Source organism: Streptomyces sp. NPDC043908 (genome assembly GCF_056435525.1).
Map to the genome: position 1 here is coordinate 148790 of NZ_JBWKEI010000010.1, position 15067 is coordinate 163856.

At 69.0% G+C, this 15067-nt stretch carries 19 protein-coding genes; 16 read left to right on the plus strand and 3 right to left on the minus strand.

Going from position 1 to position 15067, the window contains the following annotated elements; translation table 11 throughout:
- Positions 1–12: 12 nt before the first annotated feature.
- Both AC069K_RS22530 and AC069K_RS22535 read right to left on the minus strand, forming a co-directional pair.
- Positions 13–1197, minus strand: coding sequence for a hypothetical protein (locus AC069K_RS22530; protein ID WP_478618997.1), 1185 nt, complete (start codon positions 1195–1197; stop codon positions 13–15).
- Between the two features lie 129 nt (positions 1198–1326).
- Positions 1327–1707: a GntR family transcriptional regulator gene (locus AC069K_RS22535; protein ID WP_478619000.1), complete on the minus strand. Its 381-nt coding sequence runs from the start codon at positions 1705–1707 to the stop codon at positions 1327–1329.
- 324 nt (positions 1708–2031) lie between these two features.
- Here AC069K_RS22535 and AC069K_RS22540 point away from each other — a divergent pair, with 324 nt between their 5' ends.
- From AC069K_RS22540 to AC069K_RS22580, 9 genes are all read left to right on the plus strand, one after another.
- Positions 2032–2262, plus strand: coding sequence for a hypothetical protein (locus tag AC069K_RS22540; protein WP_478619003.1), 231 nt, complete (start codon positions 2032–2034; stop codon positions 2260–2262).
- A gap of 37 nt (positions 2263–2299) precedes the next feature.
- Positions 2300–2746 carry a transcriptional regulator gene (locus AC069K_RS22545; RefSeq protein ID WP_478619006.1) on the plus strand — a complete coding sequence of 149 codons (447 nt, stop codon included), beginning with the start codon at positions 2300–2302 and terminating at the stop codon, positions 2744–2746.
- Positions 2747–2833: 87 nt separating this feature from the next.
- Positions 2834–3103, plus strand: coding sequence for a DUF6284 family protein (locus AC069K_RS22550; RefSeq protein ID WP_478619009.1), 270 nt, complete (start codon positions 2834–2836; stop codon positions 3101–3103).
- The gene (locus AC069K_RS22555; protein WP_478619012.1) at positions 3100–4188 is read left to right on the plus strand and encodes a conjugal transfer protein; all 1089 of its coding nucleotides are present in this window, start codon (positions 3100–3102) and stop codon (positions 4186–4188) included. Before AC069K_RS22550 ends, AC069K_RS22555 begins: the two co-directional genes overlap by 4 nt.
- Positions 4188–4574 carry an RRQRL motif-containing zinc-binding protein gene (locus tag AC069K_RS22560; RefSeq protein WP_478619015.1) on the plus strand — a complete coding sequence of 129 codons (387 nt, stop codon included), beginning with the start codon at positions 4188–4190 and terminating at the stop codon, positions 4572–4574. Before AC069K_RS22555 ends, AC069K_RS22560 begins: the two co-directional genes overlap by 1 nt.
- A gap of 126 nt (positions 4575–4700) precedes the next feature.
- Positions 4701–6938, plus strand: coding sequence for a cell division protein FtsK (locus AC069K_RS22565; RefSeq protein WP_478619018.1), 2238 nt, complete (start codon positions 4701–4703; stop codon positions 6936–6938).
- Positions 6939–7079: 141 nt separating this feature from the next.
- Positions 7080–7370 carry a hypothetical protein gene (locus AC069K_RS22570; protein ID WP_478619021.1) on the plus strand — a complete coding sequence of 97 codons (291 nt, stop codon included), beginning with the start codon at positions 7080–7082 and terminating at the stop codon, positions 7368–7370.
- Positions 7371–7373: 3 nt separating this feature from the next.
- A complete protein-coding gene (locus tag AC069K_RS22575; protein ID WP_478619023.1) occupies positions 7374–7562 on the plus strand; it encodes a hypothetical protein in 189 nt (62 codons plus the stop codon).
- A gap of 10 nt (positions 7563–7572) precedes the next feature.
- Entirely contained in the window at positions 7573–8178 is a 606-nt protein-coding gene (locus AC069K_RS22580; protein ID WP_478619026.1) for a hypothetical protein, read from the plus strand.
- A 108-nt stretch (positions 8179–8286) separates the two neighbouring features.
- On the opposite strand, the gene AC069K_RS22585 is transcribed toward AC069K_RS22580, so the two are convergent.
- Entirely contained in the window at positions 8287–9240 is a 954-nt protein-coding gene (locus tag AC069K_RS22585) for an HNH endonuclease (RefSeq protein WP_478619029.1), read from the minus strand.
- A gap of 104 nt (positions 9241–9344) precedes the next feature.
- On the opposite strand from AC069K_RS22585, the gene AC069K_RS22590 reads away from it, so the two are divergent.
- The 7 genes from AC069K_RS22590 (at position 9345) to AC069K_RS22620 (ending at position 15011) form a co-directional block, all read left to right on the plus strand.
- Positions 9345–10025 (plus strand): SAM-dependent methyltransferase, encoded by a 681-nt coding sequence (locus AC069K_RS22590; RefSeq protein ID WP_478619031.1) that lies wholly within the window; start codon positions 9345–9347, stop codon positions 10023–10025.
- On the plus strand, positions 10022–10678 hold the full coding sequence (locus AC069K_RS22595; RefSeq protein WP_478619034.1) for a class I SAM-dependent methyltransferase: 657 nt from the start codon (positions 10022–10024) through the stop codon (positions 10676–10678). Before AC069K_RS22590 ends, AC069K_RS22595 begins: the two co-directional genes overlap by 4 nt.
- On the plus strand, positions 10675–11565 hold the full coding sequence (locus AC069K_RS22600; RefSeq protein WP_478619037.1) for a bifunctional DNA primase/polymerase: 891 nt from the start codon (positions 10675–10677) through the stop codon (positions 11563–11565). The genes AC069K_RS22595 and AC069K_RS22600 overlap by 4 nt, the downstream gene beginning before the upstream one ends.
- Positions 11566–11744: 179 nt before the next feature.
- On the plus strand, positions 11745–11921 hold the full coding sequence (locus tag AC069K_RS22605) for a hypothetical protein (RefSeq protein WP_478619040.1): 177 nt from the start codon (positions 11745–11747) through the stop codon (positions 11919–11921).
- Positions 11918–13324 carry a DNA primase family protein gene (locus tag AC069K_RS22610; protein ID WP_478619043.1) on the plus strand — a complete coding sequence of 469 codons (1407 nt, stop codon included), beginning with the start codon at positions 11918–11920 and terminating at the stop codon, positions 13322–13324. Before AC069K_RS22605 ends, AC069K_RS22610 begins: the two co-directional genes overlap by 4 nt.
- Before the next feature lie 88 nt (positions 13325–13412).
- Complete coding sequence (locus AC069K_RS22615) at positions 13413–13661, plus strand: helix-turn-helix domain-containing protein (protein ID WP_478619046.1); 249 nt, start codon at positions 13413–13415, stop codon at positions 13659–13661.
- 81 nt (positions 13662–13742) lie between these two features.
- Positions 13743–15011, plus strand: a complete 1269-nt coding sequence (locus tag AC069K_RS22620; protein ID WP_478619049.1) for a tyrosine-type recombinase/integrase — start codon at positions 13743–13745, stop codon at positions 15009–15011.
- Positions 15012–15067 lie beyond the last annotated feature (56 nt).

A 15067-nucleotide genomic window follows, 5' to 3' on the forward strand; every position in this document is an offset into this window, starting at 1 on the left:
GCTTGTCCGGGCTCAGCTCCCCTTCATACTGCCCAACAGCCGGTTCAACTCTGCGATCTCAACCAGCTTCCGCCAACGACCGAGGTGGGTTTGCAGCCTTCCCAGCTCCGCGAGGATGCGCGCTGAACCGGTGGACTGAGCGATGGCCGCTGCTTCTGAAGCGGCGCCGTACGCCGCTTCGACGTCCTCAAGCTGGGCGTACGCCGTGGCCAGACGCGCCAGGCACAGTCCACGGTCCCGCTGCTGTTCAGCCGGCCACTGCGTCAAGCTCGCCTCCAGGGTGCGCACCGCTTCCTCTGGGCGCTGGAGCTGGAGAGCGCAGCTCGCGGCTTCCATGTCGATGTACGAGACAGAGCAGTAAGGCGCCAGGCTGGCTTCGTCTAATCGCGTCGCATCCGCCAGAGTGCGGGCCGCGTCGATCGCGCGAGCGCACTCGTCAGCCTGCCCGAGGATGGCGTACGAGTTGGCGCGGGCTCGTAGGGCCACTGCTCGGACATCGCCGGGGATCTTCCCCTCCTCCTTGAGCGCGGCATTCGCCAGCCCGATTGCGTACCCAGCCTGCCCGGCTTCCGCCGCGATGTTGCTGCGTCGCTGGAAGATGTACGCGCTGAGCGCCGGATCGTCCAACTCGTAGGCGTAATCGAGGGCCCGGTTGGTCCATAGCATCGCGGCTTGGGAATCGCCGGTGTCTTGGTACAGCCAGCCAAGGAACTCTGAGTAGCGCGCCCCAACACGAAGGACGTCGGCTCGGGCGGGCCCCGACGCTTCCTTGCATAACTGCTCGATGAGCGGCATCTGACTCTGTACCGGCGGTACGAGAAAGCGCGGCCCCACCAAGGGCTCAGCATGTAGGTGCTGGACGAACACCGACCCCAGGTAGCCGAGGATCTCCGGGTTGGCTTGGGGGGTGGCAAGGCGAGGGCTGGGGAGGGTTGGGAGACTGTCGAGCTGGGATGGGGCGGTCTCGGCAACCAGGCCCAAATCGAGTCGGGTCGCGTGGTAGACCTCGCAGAAGATCGCTTGGTAGTCGTCCCCTGGGGGGCGACGCCCGTTCTCGAACATGGAGATCTGAGTCTTGAGGCTTGACCGCGAAGGCAACTCGGTCCCGAGCCGTTCCGCCGCGTCGTCCATTGCGTCCATCAACTCGACTTGTGACCACCCCCGAGCTATGCGGGCGGCTTGAAGCTTCGTCTTCATCGCTCCCCCAGGGGCCAGGCGATGCGTTGGACTCTCATCATGCCCAACACATCGACTGACGTGGGGAGTTAACAGGTAACAGGGGTGCCCTGTTAACCCTGTCCACTGCGGTTCGGCCAGAAGTGCGGCCTACTTGTTCTCGTCAGCACGGCCGGGTCGACCGCCCTCAAGCCGGTCAACCCGATCGTGAAGTTCTGAGAGCAGGGAGGTGACGTGCTTCATCTGATCCTGAAGGTCGCGAAGGCTGGCCGCCGACGATTGAGCGCTGGGCGTCCCGCGCTTCGCGTCGAGAACGTACGTCCCGCTTCCTGGACGACCCTCCACTAGTCCGTCGTCGGCGAGCTGCCGGTAGGCGTTCTGCACGGTCATGAGAGCTACCCCCAGCTTCTTGGCGAGCCCTTGAGCGCCCGGCAGCCGAGCGCCTGGACTGTACGCGCCGTTCGCGATCTCAGCTCTGAAGCTGGCCGCGATGTCCTTGGCGCTTGGGGGAGTTTCCTGCGTCCAATCCATGCCCTAGAGCGTATCTAACCTAGGTCATTTTCGACTTGGTGCAGCCCTCTTGACGCCATGAAGCTACCTAGGTAGCTTCATGGCTACAGAGAAGCAACCTAGGTTGTTCTCTGGTTAGGGATTGCTCACGGCTCAGTCGTGAGCCCCTCGCCGGCCGTTCCTTGAGAACTCAACAGTGAGCCGAAAGATCTTCAATCCGTTTCGCGGCGCGTCCTGCGCTGCGGCCGGTTGCCTCCTCCGCCCGTCCGGCCCGTGTGGTCGTACGGGCGGGGTGGCAGGGAGCCGGAACCGCTCCATCCCGACTGTTTCAGGAGTGGATGAGCTGTGAATCAGAACGACCTCGACGACATCGCCCACCGCATCGCGTCTGCGGCGTTGGAGTTCGCTCCTAGGCACCGCCCGACTGCCCGGCAGGTGGCTGACGCTGCGGCGATCCTGCGCGACATGGTGCAGGCGGCCGAGCTGCATGGGGTGCGGTTCGCGCACTTCGACGGCATCGGCGACTTCCCGCGCATGGTCATTCAGCTCGTGCAGTACCGCGACGAGAGCCGGTGACCTGGTGGGCTCTCAGGCCGCTGTCACCTTCGCCGCTGTGTTCGTTGCCCTGTACGTCGCGCACAGCGTGGGCGATCACTGGGTGCAGACCTCCCGCCAGTCGGCCGACAAGGGCCGTCCCGGGTGGGTCGGCCGTCTCGCGGACGCCCGGCACGTCGCCACCCTGACCGCCACGAAGGTCGCGTTGCTCCTGCTCGTCGCGTTCCTGCTCGATCTGCGTCTGTCTGTGCCCGGCATGGTCGCCGGGCTGGGTGTGGACGCGGTGGCGCACTGGTGGGCGGATTGGCGCAGCACGTTGGCGTGGTTGGCCAGGGTCGCCGGTAAGGCCGAGTTCTACAGCCTCGGTACCGGTGCCCACCCCGCCCACCCGAGTACCGCGAACGGCGCGCCCGCCGCGCACCTCGGTACCGGCGCCTACGCGCTGGATCAGTCCTTCCACCACCTGTGGCTTCTGGTCGCTGCCCTGATCATCGCCACCGTCTGAACCGACCATCCAACGGCGCGCGGCCCCGGAGTTGCACCTCCGGGGCCGCTGTGAGCCGTGACTACCTGCTAGGGAGAGAGACGACTCATGAACCACATTGCCACAGTCCAGGACGCTGTTACCGCGTTCGCGGACTGGATCGAGCCGACGGATGCGGAACTGGACGCCATCGAGCGGGAAATGCCCGTGATCCTCGCAGACGTCGACCTGCTCGACGCGCACATCATGACCCTGGACCGCACGCCGACCGAGCTGGACGCCCACCGCATCCGCCGGGCCCGGCGCCGGGCGCTGGCCGCGCGGATCGCGCTGCTCAACCGCGCGGCCGGTGTGAGCCTGCCGGGCGGTGCCGCATGAGCGCCCCGGACCGTACGCCGTTGACGCGGGCGCAGAAGATCGTGCTCGGGGTCGCGTTCGTGCCCATGGTGGCCACCGGAGCTGCCGGTGGTGTGGGGACGTACAGCAACATCAGTCACGCCTACGGGTCCGGAACGGCGCTGGGGGCGGTGGCGGCCGGTGAAGGTGCCACGGCGGTACTGGCGTTGGTGCTGCTCGGGCTGACCATGCTGGGGCAGTCCTCCCCGTGGCCGGTGCGGATCGGCCTGTGGGCGCTGCCCGCCGCCGCATCCGCCATGGCCGCCATGGCGGCACCGGACGCGGGCCGTACCGTCATCTACGCCGTGACCCCGATGGGCATGTGCGCGTCGGCGGAAGGCATGGCGTTCCTCGCCCGGCGGATCGTGGTCCACACCGACGGCCGCGACGCCGAAGCCGAAGCCCGCGCCGCCGCCCTGGTACGCCAGCTGGCCTATCACCGGGCTGTAGCCGCCAACCACCCCGACGAGAAGGCGCGGGGGAAGTCGGAGCGGACCGCGTGGAAGCTCGCCCGCAGGATCGGCCACGGCGACCACGCCCTGGGAGCGCGGCTGCTGGACGTGCAGCGGGATCGAGTTACCGCCGGCGCCGATGCCGCGCTGGGAGCCATGTTCACCGCCCCCACCCCGGCGGACGCAAATGAGGATGAACCGTCTGAGACCACTGTAAAGCGGTCTACGGCTGGCCTGCCCGAATCGGGCCCGGCGCCCGCCCCTGTCAACCCGACCCGGATTCCTGCGGCGGTGCAGGTCGGCTTCCTCAAGCCGATGATCCCGTCCAAGCCCGTCCCCTCGACCGTGCTCGCCCCGATCGGGCAGACGCTGCCCGCGCAGTCGATCCGGCCGCGCCGGGCGACAGGCCGTGTTCCGCAGTCGGCGCGGTCGACTCGGCCGCGCCGCACCCCGGAGCAACTCCTGACCGAGGCGCGGGCGCTGGTGGCCGACTGGCCGGATGCGGAGCTGACGGCTGAAGGCATCCGCCGGGCGCTGCACACCTCCCCGGCCAACGCCCGCGCGCTGCGGGACACGCTGCGTGCAGAGCGCGCCGCTTCTGAGGCGGTCGCCTGATGTCCGCCGCGTTCGGCAAGTGCTTCGACCCCTCCGGTGCCCGCTACGGCATCCCGACGTTCCCGTGGCGCTTTGCGCCGGAGGGCTACGCCACCCGCCGACAGCTCCGCACCCAGGGCTTACGCCCCGGCGGTCAGCCGGTGGCCGCGCAGGTCATGCGAGTCTCGTGCCGCCGTAAGGCGGGGGTGAGCGTGGCGTACCTGTACCGCGTTGACCGGGCGTTGCCGGTGCGGCCGATGACGTCGCGCAAATGGGGTGCGCTCGCGCTGGCGATGCTCGCCCGCCGCACCTGCCCCGCCTGCGGCACGGTCGCGGACTACTGCATCCCGCGCTCGCTCGGCATGTGCGTGACCTGCGCCTACCCCGAGGGTCAAGGCGTGGCCTGAGCTGTCACAAGGCCGTGATAGCTGGGCCCCTTTTGGGGGCCGACGATCTGAACCGCGGGCCCGGCCGCTCACCTTCCACAGCGCCGGACGGGCCCGCTCATCCCTCCCTTTCGGAAGGACCCCTCAGTGAAGCATCCCGACGACGACAACGAACTGTTCAACCGACTCGAAGCGGAGATGAGCGCCACCTCCGGGGGCGACGTGCTCGACCTCGACAAGGCGCGGTCGGCCCGCGGCGAGCCGACCGACCCGAACGCACGCCCCGACCCCGACTCGATGCACGCGGCCGAGGACGTCCCCGACGTCGCGCCGTTACCCGGATCGGCCGACCCGGACGAGCGCGTGATGGTCGACCAGCCGACCCCGACTGTGACCGGACCGGGTTACCTCGGTCGGCTGCTGGCAGCGCAGCGCCGTCCGGTCGTTCCGGCGTGGCTGAAGTCGACGGCGGAGCTGAAGACCGCCGCGGCCTGGGTGGCGCGCCACTACGCGCACTCCGTGGGCTACCACGCGCTGCGCACCCCGGTCTACACCGCCCGGCTCGCGCTCCAAGCACCGGCCGGTGCCGCGAAGTTCATCGGCGGCAGCATGCGATGGGTGGCCGACCGCGAAGGTGAAGCGGTCCGGCTCGCCGCGGTACGGCGTGAGGATGCGGGCGAGTACCTGAAGCTGTCGCGCCAGCGCGACGGCCGGGTTCGCCTACGCACCCTCGTCTCCGTCCTCGCCCTCTTCATCGGGCTCGCCCTGGCGCTCGCCCTGTATGTGCTGGCGCCCGCGTGGCTTCAGGCCGTCTCCGTCGGCGCGGTCGTGATGGCGCTCGGGATGGTCGGCCGTAAGGCGGATGACCCGGTCATCCACCGGGCGGTAGAGATGCCGAAGGCGGTCAAGCTCACCTCGGACATCGTGCTGCGGGCGCTCGGCTCCCTTGGTATCCCTGCGATCAATCAGGCGCAGGGCAAGGGCCGTGACGGGTTCGAGTTCACCGCCCCCATCACCCGGGACGGCCCCGGCTGGCGGGCGGAGGGCAACCTTCCCTACGGCGTGACCGTGACGGACATCATCGAGCGGCGCGAACGCCTCGCCTCGGGTCTGCGCCGCCCGCTGGGGTGCGTGTGGCCCGAAGCTGTGCCGGACCAGCACACCGGGCACCTGGTGCTGTGGGTCGGGGACCAGGACATGTCCAAGGCGAAGAAGCCCGTCTGGCCGCTGCTGAAGGCGGGCAGCACGGACCTGTTCAAGCCGGTCGCGTTCGGCACCGACCAGCGCGGGCGCTGGGTCGAGATCACCCTCATGTACATCGCCGCCGTCATCGGCGCGATCCCCCGCATGGGCAAGACCTTCCTCCTGCGGCTGTTGCTGCTCATCGCCGCACTCGATCCGCGGGCCGAGCTGCACACCTACGACCTGAAGGGCACCGGCGACCTGGACCCGGTCGGCGAGCGCGTCGCCCACCGCCACCGCGCGGGCGACGAGGAAGAGGACATCGCCTACGCGGTGCGGGACCTGCGGGCACTGCGCGAGGAACTGCGCCGCCGGGCGAAGATGATCCGCTCCCTGCCGCGGGACATCTGCCCCGAATCCAAGGTGACGTCCGAGCTGGCGAACAAGAAGTCACTGGGGCTGCACCCGATCGTGGTCGGGGTGGATGAGTGCCAGGTCTGGTTCGAGCACGACAAGTACGGCAAGGAACTCGAAGAGATCTGCACCGACCTCGTCAAGCGCGGCCCGGCCACCGGGATCGTGCTGCTGCTCGCCACCCAGCGCCCGGACGCCAAAGCCCTGCCGACGGGCATCTCCGCGAACGCCTCGGCCCGGTTCTGCCTGAAGGTCATGGGCCAGTTGGAAAACGACATGGTGCTGGGTACCTCCGCCTACAAGCGGGGCGTGCGCGCCACCATGTTCTCCTGGGGCGACAAGGGCATCCACTACTTCGTTGGTGAGGGTGCGGATGCCCGCATCGTCGGCTCGGTGTACGTGGACGCTCCGCACGCGGAGAGCATCGCCGCGCGCGCCCGCAAGCTCCGGGAAGCCGCCGGCACCCTGTCCGGTCACGCGCTGGGACAGGAGCCGGAAGCCGAAGACGGCGCGGCGTATGACCTGCTGGCCGACATCCTCGCCGTCGTCCCGGCCGGTGAGCCCAAGGCGTGGTCGGAGACCGTTGTGGCACGCCTTGCTGAGCTGCGCCCCGAGGTGTATGAGGGCTGGGACCCCGAGGGGCTCGCTGTGGCGCTGAAGCCGCACGGCGTCACCACCGTGCAAGTGGGTCGGCGGATCGAAGGCAAGTTCACCAACAAGCGAGGCATCGACCGCTCCCACATCGTCGCTGCGATCGCGGAGCGTGACGGAAAGCGGGACGCGGGCTGACGGTCCGGAGCCGCTATCGATAGCAGGAGACCCCGCTATCGATAGCGGCTCCGCTAGCACCCCAGCAACGCCCTGATCAGGCCGCTAACGGATAGCGGCCTGCCTGCGTAAACCCCTCAACCACGTCTGGAAGGGCCCGTCATGCCCTCTGCCCTGCTCACTATCTCCCTGCTCGCCATCATCACGGTGTGTTACGCCGCGGTGTGTGCCGCCTCGCCGTTCGGCCGGTGCCGTAAGTGCCGCGGCTTCGGCTTCGCGATGAAGACCGACCGCAAAGGCCGTATGAAGCGCGGCAAGCACTGCCGACGCTGCGACGGCCACGGCATTCGCATACGCCTCGGGCGCCACCTCTACAACCTGTGGGCCCGCACCTACCGCCAGGGCACCACCGCGCCCGCGAGCACGCCCACCAAGCCGTTACCGAAGGGATGACCCATGGCCATCACCGTCTCGCTCGTGGCCCTGTTCGGGCTGGTTCTGTTCTTCCTGCTCCGCTCCAAGACCCTCGGCTACGGCTCGGCCTTCATCGCTGTCATGTTCGGCTTCCACCTCTCGTCCACCGGCGCCGCCCAGCCCGTCACCGACCTGACCACCGCTGTCGTGCAAGCCCTCAGCAACCTCTAGGAGGCCAGTCGTGAACCAACCCATCGTGGCCCGCCACTGGCTCACCCTCGCCGCGCCCAAGGCCGCCCCCGCCGTGGCCACGTCCACAGTGCTGATCCTGGGGCGGATCTGGAACGCCAACGGCGCCGAACACTCCCTCGGCAACGCCGCGCTGATGGTCGCCCTCACCGCCGCATCCGGCGCCGCCGGGGCCTTCGCGTCCACCGGATGGGCCGGAGACAGCGTCATCGCCGGAACCGCGTTCGCCACCTCTGGGGGTCTCGCGCTGGCCGGGGTCGCCGGATACGCCGACGGCTGGTCCCTGCCCCTCCTGCTGTGGGTGCTGGCGACGGTGGCCGCGTACGGCATCGCCGCCCGCCACTGGCGCACCGACCGCCGTGCAACCGTCGCTCACGAGCGGCACATGGGCGAGCGGAGCGCGGAGCACGCGCACGTTGAACGGGTCGAAGCGCTGCGGGCCGGGGCGCAGATCGAATCCGCCCGTGCCGGCGCGGCCTACGCCGAACAGCTCGCCACGGCGCTGATCACCCGCGCGAGCCTGCCCGGCTTCAATCCGACCGCGCTCATCGACGCGGGCCTGCCCCAGCTCCCCGCCAGCGAAGAAAGGAGCACGTGAGCACCGTCCTGTGACCGTGGGCACCTGCATTGGCCCCGGTCTCCGCCTCCAGCTACGTCAAGGACAGCTGGAGAGCGGCTGCTTGAGTGTCCTGCGGCCGTGGCCAGGTCAGGCCTGGCCGCGGTGTTCGGCCCAGTGTGCGTCGAGCCAGACACGGTGCTCATCGTGCAGATCAGCAAGCACAGGCGCCCCGTGGAGGCCCGCATAGAGGGGGTAGTCGTCCAGGCCGATTACGTCCAGCTGGCCGATGTCCGGGTCCACGGTGATGTGGCCCAGGTCGAAGAGCCGGTGAATGTCGCGGCGCAGGAGCAGACCGCCGAATTCGTGGTGTTCGCCGCTGTCGGCATAGCTGTACAGGTGCGCGGCATCTAGAACGCATGCGGGCGCGGGGCCGGTGAAGGCACAGTTCTCTCCCTGCTCGTCCAGCAGCCGTTCCCTGAACGCCTGCTGGCCCACCCGGGTACGGGTCTTGCCGATGCGGTGCCCTCCGGCCAGCCGGCCACGCCGCGTCCTGCGCCTCTGGGACTCACCGCTGATCACCATGGCGGCGGCGATGTCCGGGTTCTTGCTGGCCGCGAGAGCTTCCCGCAGCCTCTCCCAGCGAGCCGGCCGCATGCTCAGCTGTGACTTCGGCGAGTCGCACAGGGCCCTGACCTGGGCACCGGTCAGCAGACCGCGGCCGTCGCGCCAGTTCCGGCCATGGCGTGAGCGGTAGGTCGTCACCGTCTTGATCTTCTCAACGGGCTGGTCGAAGCACGCCTCGCACTTGTTGCACCGCCAAGGCGGGATGCGCGTCTTGCGGAACTTGAAGTCGGCCTTGCCGCACTCCGGGCAGGAGTACACGGCCTTCTGCGCCGTCGCCGTGTCTATCGCTTCGATGACAGAGAAGCCGACCAGCTCCTTCTTGTCCCACAGCGCTATGACGTCACCGACAGCGACCTTGGCGTGGTTGGGGACCGTGTCGTCCCAGCTGTAGTGCTCCCGCGGGCTGTCGTCGTACCCGTCGTTTCCCCCGTGCTGGCGTTCGTCGCCAACAGACAGCATCACCCACGCAGTCGTCATCGCACCCTCCCCTGGTGTCCACAAGCCGGGGCAGCCGCTGCCTTTGGACGGGAAAGCGGCTGCCCCTCTCCTCCAAGTCCGTCGCAGAACTGGAGACAACCAGCATGACTCACCCCACTGACATCCGACGCCGACCGCGGCTCTTGGACGCGTTCTGCTGCCAAGGCGGTGCCGCCGCCGGATACGAGGCAGCGGGCTTCGACGTGACGGGCATCGACATCCGCCCGCAGCCGCGCTATCCCTACCGGTTCATCCAGGCCGAAGCTGTGGCGTTCATCCGCGCTCACGGAGGCGAATTCGACGTAATCCACGCCTCCCCTCCCTGCCAGTACGACAGCGAGTGCCAGCGCATCCAGGGCAACACCCATCCCGACCTGATCGCGCCCACCCGCGCCGCTCTCGAATCGTCACGTCTGCCATGGGTACTGGAGAACGTCCGCGGTGCCGTGCCCAAGCTGAAAGCCCCGGTCATGCTGTGCGGCACGATGTTCGGGCTGGAGGTCTACCGGCACAGGTTCTTCGAGACCGGCGGCGGCTTGTGCCTCACGCAGCCCGACCACCCGGCGCACCTGGTGCCGCAGGCCAAGATGGGCCGCCCCGTCCCGCCCGGCCACTACGGGCAGTTCGTCGGGAACTTCTCCGGCGTCGCCCTGGCCCGCCGCGTCCTGCGGGTGCCGTGGATGAACCGGGACGGCATCCGCGAATGCATCCCGCCCGCCTACACCCAGTGGATCGGCCGCGCAGCACTCACGGCCCTTGCCCCTGCGTGGGAGGTGGCGGCGTGAGTCACCGTGTGCTGCCCCTGCCCCTGCGCCGCCCGAACGGACTGCGACTGCTGGACCTGTGCTGCGGGGCGGGCGGCCTCTCCATGGGCTACTACCTGGCCGGCTTCGACGTCACCGGCGTGGACATCTCACCGATGCCGAACTACCCGTTCCCGTTCATCCACGCCGACGGCCTTGAGTACTGCGCCAGCCACGGCCACGAGTACGACTTGGTCCACGGCTCCTGGCCGTGCGAGCGCTATGCCACCGTCACCCGCTGGCGCGGCAACCCCGACGCCCACCCCGACCTGATCGGCCCCGGGCGGCAGGTCATGCAGGCCGCCGGACGGCCTTGGGTCATCGAGAACGTCCACGAGACCGCCACAGCCGGACTGCTGCGTCCGGACTACCTGCTGTGCGGGACCCAGTTCGGCCTCAACGTCCGCCGCCACCGCGTCTTCGAGACGTCCTGGGGCGGGGGCGGCGACCTAGTGCCCCCGTGCTGGCATCGCAAAGGACTGCTCGCCTTCGAGCACAAGGGCGAGCGTGCCTACGCCGACGCCATGGGCTGCACCTGGATGACCAACCTCGAAGCTCGCAAGGCCGTACCCCCCGCGTACACCCGCTGGATCGCCGCACAGTTCCTCGCCCTCGAAGGAAGGGCAGCCGCATGAACGAGATCCTGCTGAACGCCGCGTTGGAAGCGGCCGCACGGGGCTGGCCGGTCATTCCCCTGCACCCGGGCAGCAAGCGCCCGGCCGGTCACCCCGAGCGCTCCTGCCCCGGCACCGGCCGGTGCACCGGTAGGCACCAGACACCGGAGGAACGGGCGACCACCGACCCAGAGTTGATCCGGGCCGCGTGGGCGCACCGTCCCTACAACGTCGGCATCGCGACCGGCCCCGCCGGACTGCTGGTCCTCGACCTGGACCCGCGCAAGCCCGGAGAGCCGAAAGGAGCGCCTGACGGCGCCACTTCATTGCAAGCGCTCTGCGAGCGCGCCGGGCAGGCCGTCCCCACTACCTACCGGGTGCGGACCGCCCGCGGTGTGCACCTTTACTTCACCTCCCCCGCCGGCGTCCGGCTGAAGTGCAGCGTCGACCGGCTGGGACCGCACATCGACACCCGGGCCTGGGGCGGATACGTCGTCGCCCCAGGCAGCACCACCCCCGACGGCTCCTACACGGTCACCGACAACGCCCCTGTTGCTGAACTCCCTGCATGGCTGTGCGCGCTGCTCTTGGAGGCGTCCCGGCCGGTCGCGGTCCCGGTTCACCTGTATGACGGGACGCGGGCGGCACGGGCCGCGCTGGAGCGTGAGTGCGCGGTCATCGCCGCTGCCTCCGAAGGCGGGCCGAACGGGCGTAACAGCACGCTGCACAAGAGCGCATGCAAGGTGGCCCGGTTCGTGGCGTGGGGCGACATCCCCCGGCACGTGGTGGAGGAAGCAATCCAGGGGGCGGGAGAGTCGACGGGACTGCCGCCGACCGAGTGCCGCACCACCATCCGCAGCGCCCTGGACTGGGTCATCAGCCACGCCACACCCCGGAGTGCCGCATGAGCACCCCCACTCCCCCCGCCCTGGATTGCCCCACCCCCGCCCCAGGCCCGCTGCACCCCGCCGTTCAACCGGTTGTCCCGGCGGCCGTGGGCGAGCCGAAGGGCGTCGCCCGTCAGGGCGTCCTTTCAGCCTGTCGCCCTGACCCGCACCCCACCAGCGACGGGCGCCGCATAGTCGCCATGCTTCACATCGTCGCGCCCCGGGGCGCGGTCCCGACGGCCACGTCGCGCTGCGACTGCGGCCGTGACCGCAGCGCCGTCGGCAAGCGGCGCGTGCTGGCCCTGATCACCGACCACGAAGCCCACCGGGAGCGCTGCCCGCTCCAACGTCCCGAGGAAGGGAGGGACGCGGCATGAACGACCTGGAGGAACTGCCCTCCCCGTCCAACCCGTTGGCGGTCGCGCGGCGGCTCCTGCCGGACTGGCAGACCGCAGACAAGAGCCTCGTGTGTCGGCGCTGGCGTGCCTCGTGGATGCGCTGGACCGGCACCTGCTGGCGCGAGCTGGACGAGGCGCAGGTGCGCGCCGCCATGTACGCCCGCCTGGAACACGCCATCTACCTCACCCCAGGCAAGAACGGGAAGCCCGAGGAGCACGCCTGGGCACCAACGAAGCAGAAGATCGGCAACCTGCTCGACGCCCTGGGAGCCATCACGCTCCTACCGACCGACACGGACGCCCCAGCGTGGATCGATGACCAGGGTGACACTGGGCGGGACTACGGCCCCATCGTCGCGTGTCAGAACGGGCTGCTGCGCATCCGGGACCGAACGCTACTGCCCCATGGGCCCGGCTTCTTCAACCTCGTCTCTGTGCCCTTCCCTTACGACCCCGTGGCGACCGCGCCGACCTGGGAACGATTCCTCGGACAGATCTGGCCGGACGCCTCGGACGCCATCGCGGCTCTTCAGGAGTGGTTCGGCTACGTCTTGTCCGGCCGGACCGACCAGCAGAAGATCCTGCTCATGGTCGGCCCGTCCCGCTCCGGCAAGGGGACCATCGCCCGGGTGTTGAAGATGCTGGTCGGTAAGGAGAACCTGGCTGGTCCGACCCTCGCTGGCCTCGGCACGAACTTCGGGCTGTCCACGTTGGTAGGCAAGCCGCTCGCGGTGATCTCCGATGCCCGGCTGTCCGGCAACGACAACAGCCAGGTCGTGGAGCGGCTGCTCACCATCTCTGGTGAGGACACGATCGATATCGACCGCAAGTACCGGCAGCCCTGGACGGGGAAGCTGCCCACCCGGCTGATGATTCTGTCCAACGAGCTGCCGCACTTCGGGGACTCCTCCGGGGTCATCGCCCGCCGTTTCATCCTGCTCAACATGACGGTCTCGTGGCTGGGCAAGGAAGACCCCGCCCTCACGGACAAGCTCATCGCGGAGATGCCAGGCATCATCAACTGGGCCCTTGACGGACTGGCCCGCCTGGAGACCAAAAGGCGCATCACGGAACCCGTCTCCAGCCGTGAGGCGGTCACCACCATGCAGGACACCGCCTCGCCCACGTCCGCGTTCCTGCGGGAGCGCTGCACCACCGGGCCGACGTGCAGCGTGCCTGTGGACACTCTGTGGGCCGTCTGGCGCGACTGGGCCGAGGACAACGGCGTCCGCGCCGGCACCAAGCAGGTCTTCGGCCGCAACCTGCTCTCGGTCGTCCCGCAGCTCAACCGGACACGCCCTCGTGACCAGTACGGCCGACAGGTCGCCACCTACAACGGGATCACCCTCAACCAGGTCGACCCACATTTGCCTGAGTCGTGACTCATCGCGACTCAAGCCCCCGCCAACCCGCTCTGAGTCGCGATGAGTCGCGACTCAGAGCAATGTGACTCCAACCGTGGAGGACGCAGTGGCCTTACTCCCCGCCCCCACGGAGGCCGACCCCCGCTCCATCCTCCGGGGCGGTCTCCCCGACCGGTACCTCAAGCCCGAGGACATTGCCGAGATCTTCGAGGTGCCCATCGAGACGGTCTATCAGTGGCGAAAGAAGCGGACCGGTCCGCCCGGCTTCCGCATCGGCAAGCACCTCCGCTACGACCCCGCTGACGTACGCGCCTACGTCAGCGAACGCAAGAGCGTCGACCGGTCCGCCGCCTGACTCGGCCGGACCCCGCAATGCCCCCAGGGAGGGCCACGTCGTGGCCCTCCCTTCGCCATGCCCAGAAGGGAACGCCGCCCCATGGCAGGCCACATCCAAGACCGCTGGTACAAGACCGAGACCGACGCCCACGGCAAGCCTCACCGCGTCCGGAGCGAGCGCTACGGCACCGGCAAGAGGTACCGGGCCCGCTACATCGGCCCAGACGGGACAGAGAAGTCCAAGAGCTACCCCGACGGACAGAAGCGGCTCGCTGAGAAGTGGCTCACCAAAATCGAGTCCGACATGGACAGCGGCCGGTACATCGATCCAGATGCGAGCCGGACCACGTTCCGCCAGTACGCGGAAAAGTGGCTCTGCTCCCAGACCACGGACATCACGACGCGGGACTCCGTGGACGTACAGATCCGGCGGCACGCGATCCCGTACATGGGCCCGCGCCCGCTCGGATCGTTCAAGCCGGAGCACATCCGGGACTGGCTTAGCGAGCTGGAGCGCGCGGTGCCCGCTTCGTCGTACCGGCGCGTCATTTTCGCGAGCGTGTCGGCCATCTTCAGTGCGGCCGTGGAGGACGACTATCTGCACCGGAATCCGTGCAAGGCCAGCACCGTACGTGCACCGTCGCCCAACAATCGACGTGTCGTCCCCTGGACGGCCCAGCGCACGTTCGCGGTGCGTGCAGCGCTCCCGTCCCAGTACCAGGCGGCCGTCGACCTCGGAGGCGGCTGTGGCTTGCGGCAAGGTGAAATCTTCGGGCTCCCCGTCGACGAAATCGGCTTTGACACCGGCTGGCTGCACGTCGCCTATCAAGTGAAGGTCGCTGGCGGGAAACTCGTGTTCGCCCCGCCCAAGCGCGATAAGGAGCGGGACGTGCCGTTGCCTGATCGGGTGGCCCACGTCCTCAAACAGCACATGGAGGCGCATCCGCCGATTGAGGTCACGTTGCCTTGGTTAAGGCCGGACGGTGAGCCGAAGACCAAGCGGCTGCTGTTCGCCCGGCCGGCCGGTGACGGGGCCGTACGCCGAACGGACTTCAACACGCGCTACTGGAAGCCCGCTCTCGTCGCGGCCGGAGTCATTCCCCAGCCCCAGCGGGGCGAGCGCCACCAAGCGGCACGCGAGCACGGCATGCACGCGCTCAGGCACTTTTACGCGTCGGTGCTCCTGGATGCTGGGGAGCACATCAAAGCGCTCAGCACATACCTGGGGCACACGGACCCGGGGTTCACCCTCCGGGTCTACACCCACCTGCTACCGAGCAGTGAGGGGCGGACCCGGAGCGCCGTGGACAGCCTGTACGAGGGCACCGGTTCCGCGCCGGACGGCCCACAGACGGCCCAGGGCTCGTGAGACGGGAGTGGGGCCCGCGGTCATCGACCGTGGGCCCCACTCGCCGTTCGGCAGGA

Bases quoted from the DNA above. Each gene is read 5' to 3' on its own strand.
- AC069K_RS22620 (WP_478619049.1), top strand. From the start codon at position 13,743: ATGGCAGGCCACATCCAAGACCGCTGGTACAAGACCGAGACCGACGCC.
- AC069K_RS22605 (WP_478619040.1), top strand. From the start codon at position 11,745: ATGCTTCACATCGTCGCGCCCCGGGGCGCGGTCCCGACGGCCACGTCG.
- AC069K_RS22530 (WP_478618997.1), bottom strand. From the start codon at position 1,197: ATGAAGACGAAGCTTCAAGCCGCCCGCATAGCTCGGGGGTGGTCACAA.
- AC069K_RS22560 (WP_478619015.1), top strand. From the start codon at position 4,188: ATGTCCGCCGCGTTCGGCAAGTGCTTCGACCCCTCCGGTGCCCGCTAC.
- AC069K_RS22555 (WP_478619012.1), top strand. From the start codon at position 3,100: ATGAGCGCCCCGGACCGTACGCCGTTGACGCGGGCGCAGAAGATCGTG.
- AC069K_RS22535 (WP_478619000.1), bottom strand. From the start codon at position 1,707: ATGGATTGGACGCAGGAAACTCCCCCAAGCGCCAAGGACATCGCGGCC.
- AC069K_RS22610 (WP_478619043.1), top strand. From the start codon at position 11,918: ATGAACGACCTGGAGGAACTGCCCTCCCCGTCCAACCCGTTGGCGGTC.
- AC069K_RS22600 (WP_478619037.1), top strand. From the start codon at position 10,675: ATGAACGAGATCCTGCTGAACGCCGCGTTGGAAGCGGCCGCACGGGGC.
- AC069K_RS22550 (WP_478619009.1), top strand. From the start codon at position 2,834: ATGAACCACATTGCCACAGTCCAGGACGCTGTTACCGCGTTCGCGGAC.
- AC069K_RS22570 (WP_478619021.1), top strand. From the start codon at position 7,080: ATGCCCTCTGCCCTGCTCACTATCTCCCTGCTCGCCATCATCACGGTG.
- AC069K_RS22585 (WP_478619029.1), bottom strand. From the start codon at position 9,240: ATGACGACTGCGTGGGTGATGCTGTCTGTTGGCGACGAACGCCAGCAC.
- AC069K_RS22575 (WP_478619023.1), top strand. From the start codon at position 7,374: ATGGCCATCACCGTCTCGCTCGTGGCCCTGTTCGGGCTGGTTCTGTTC.
- AC069K_RS22590 (WP_478619031.1), top strand. From the start codon at position 9,345: ATGACTCACCCCACTGACATCCGACGCCGACCGCGGCTCTTGGACGCG.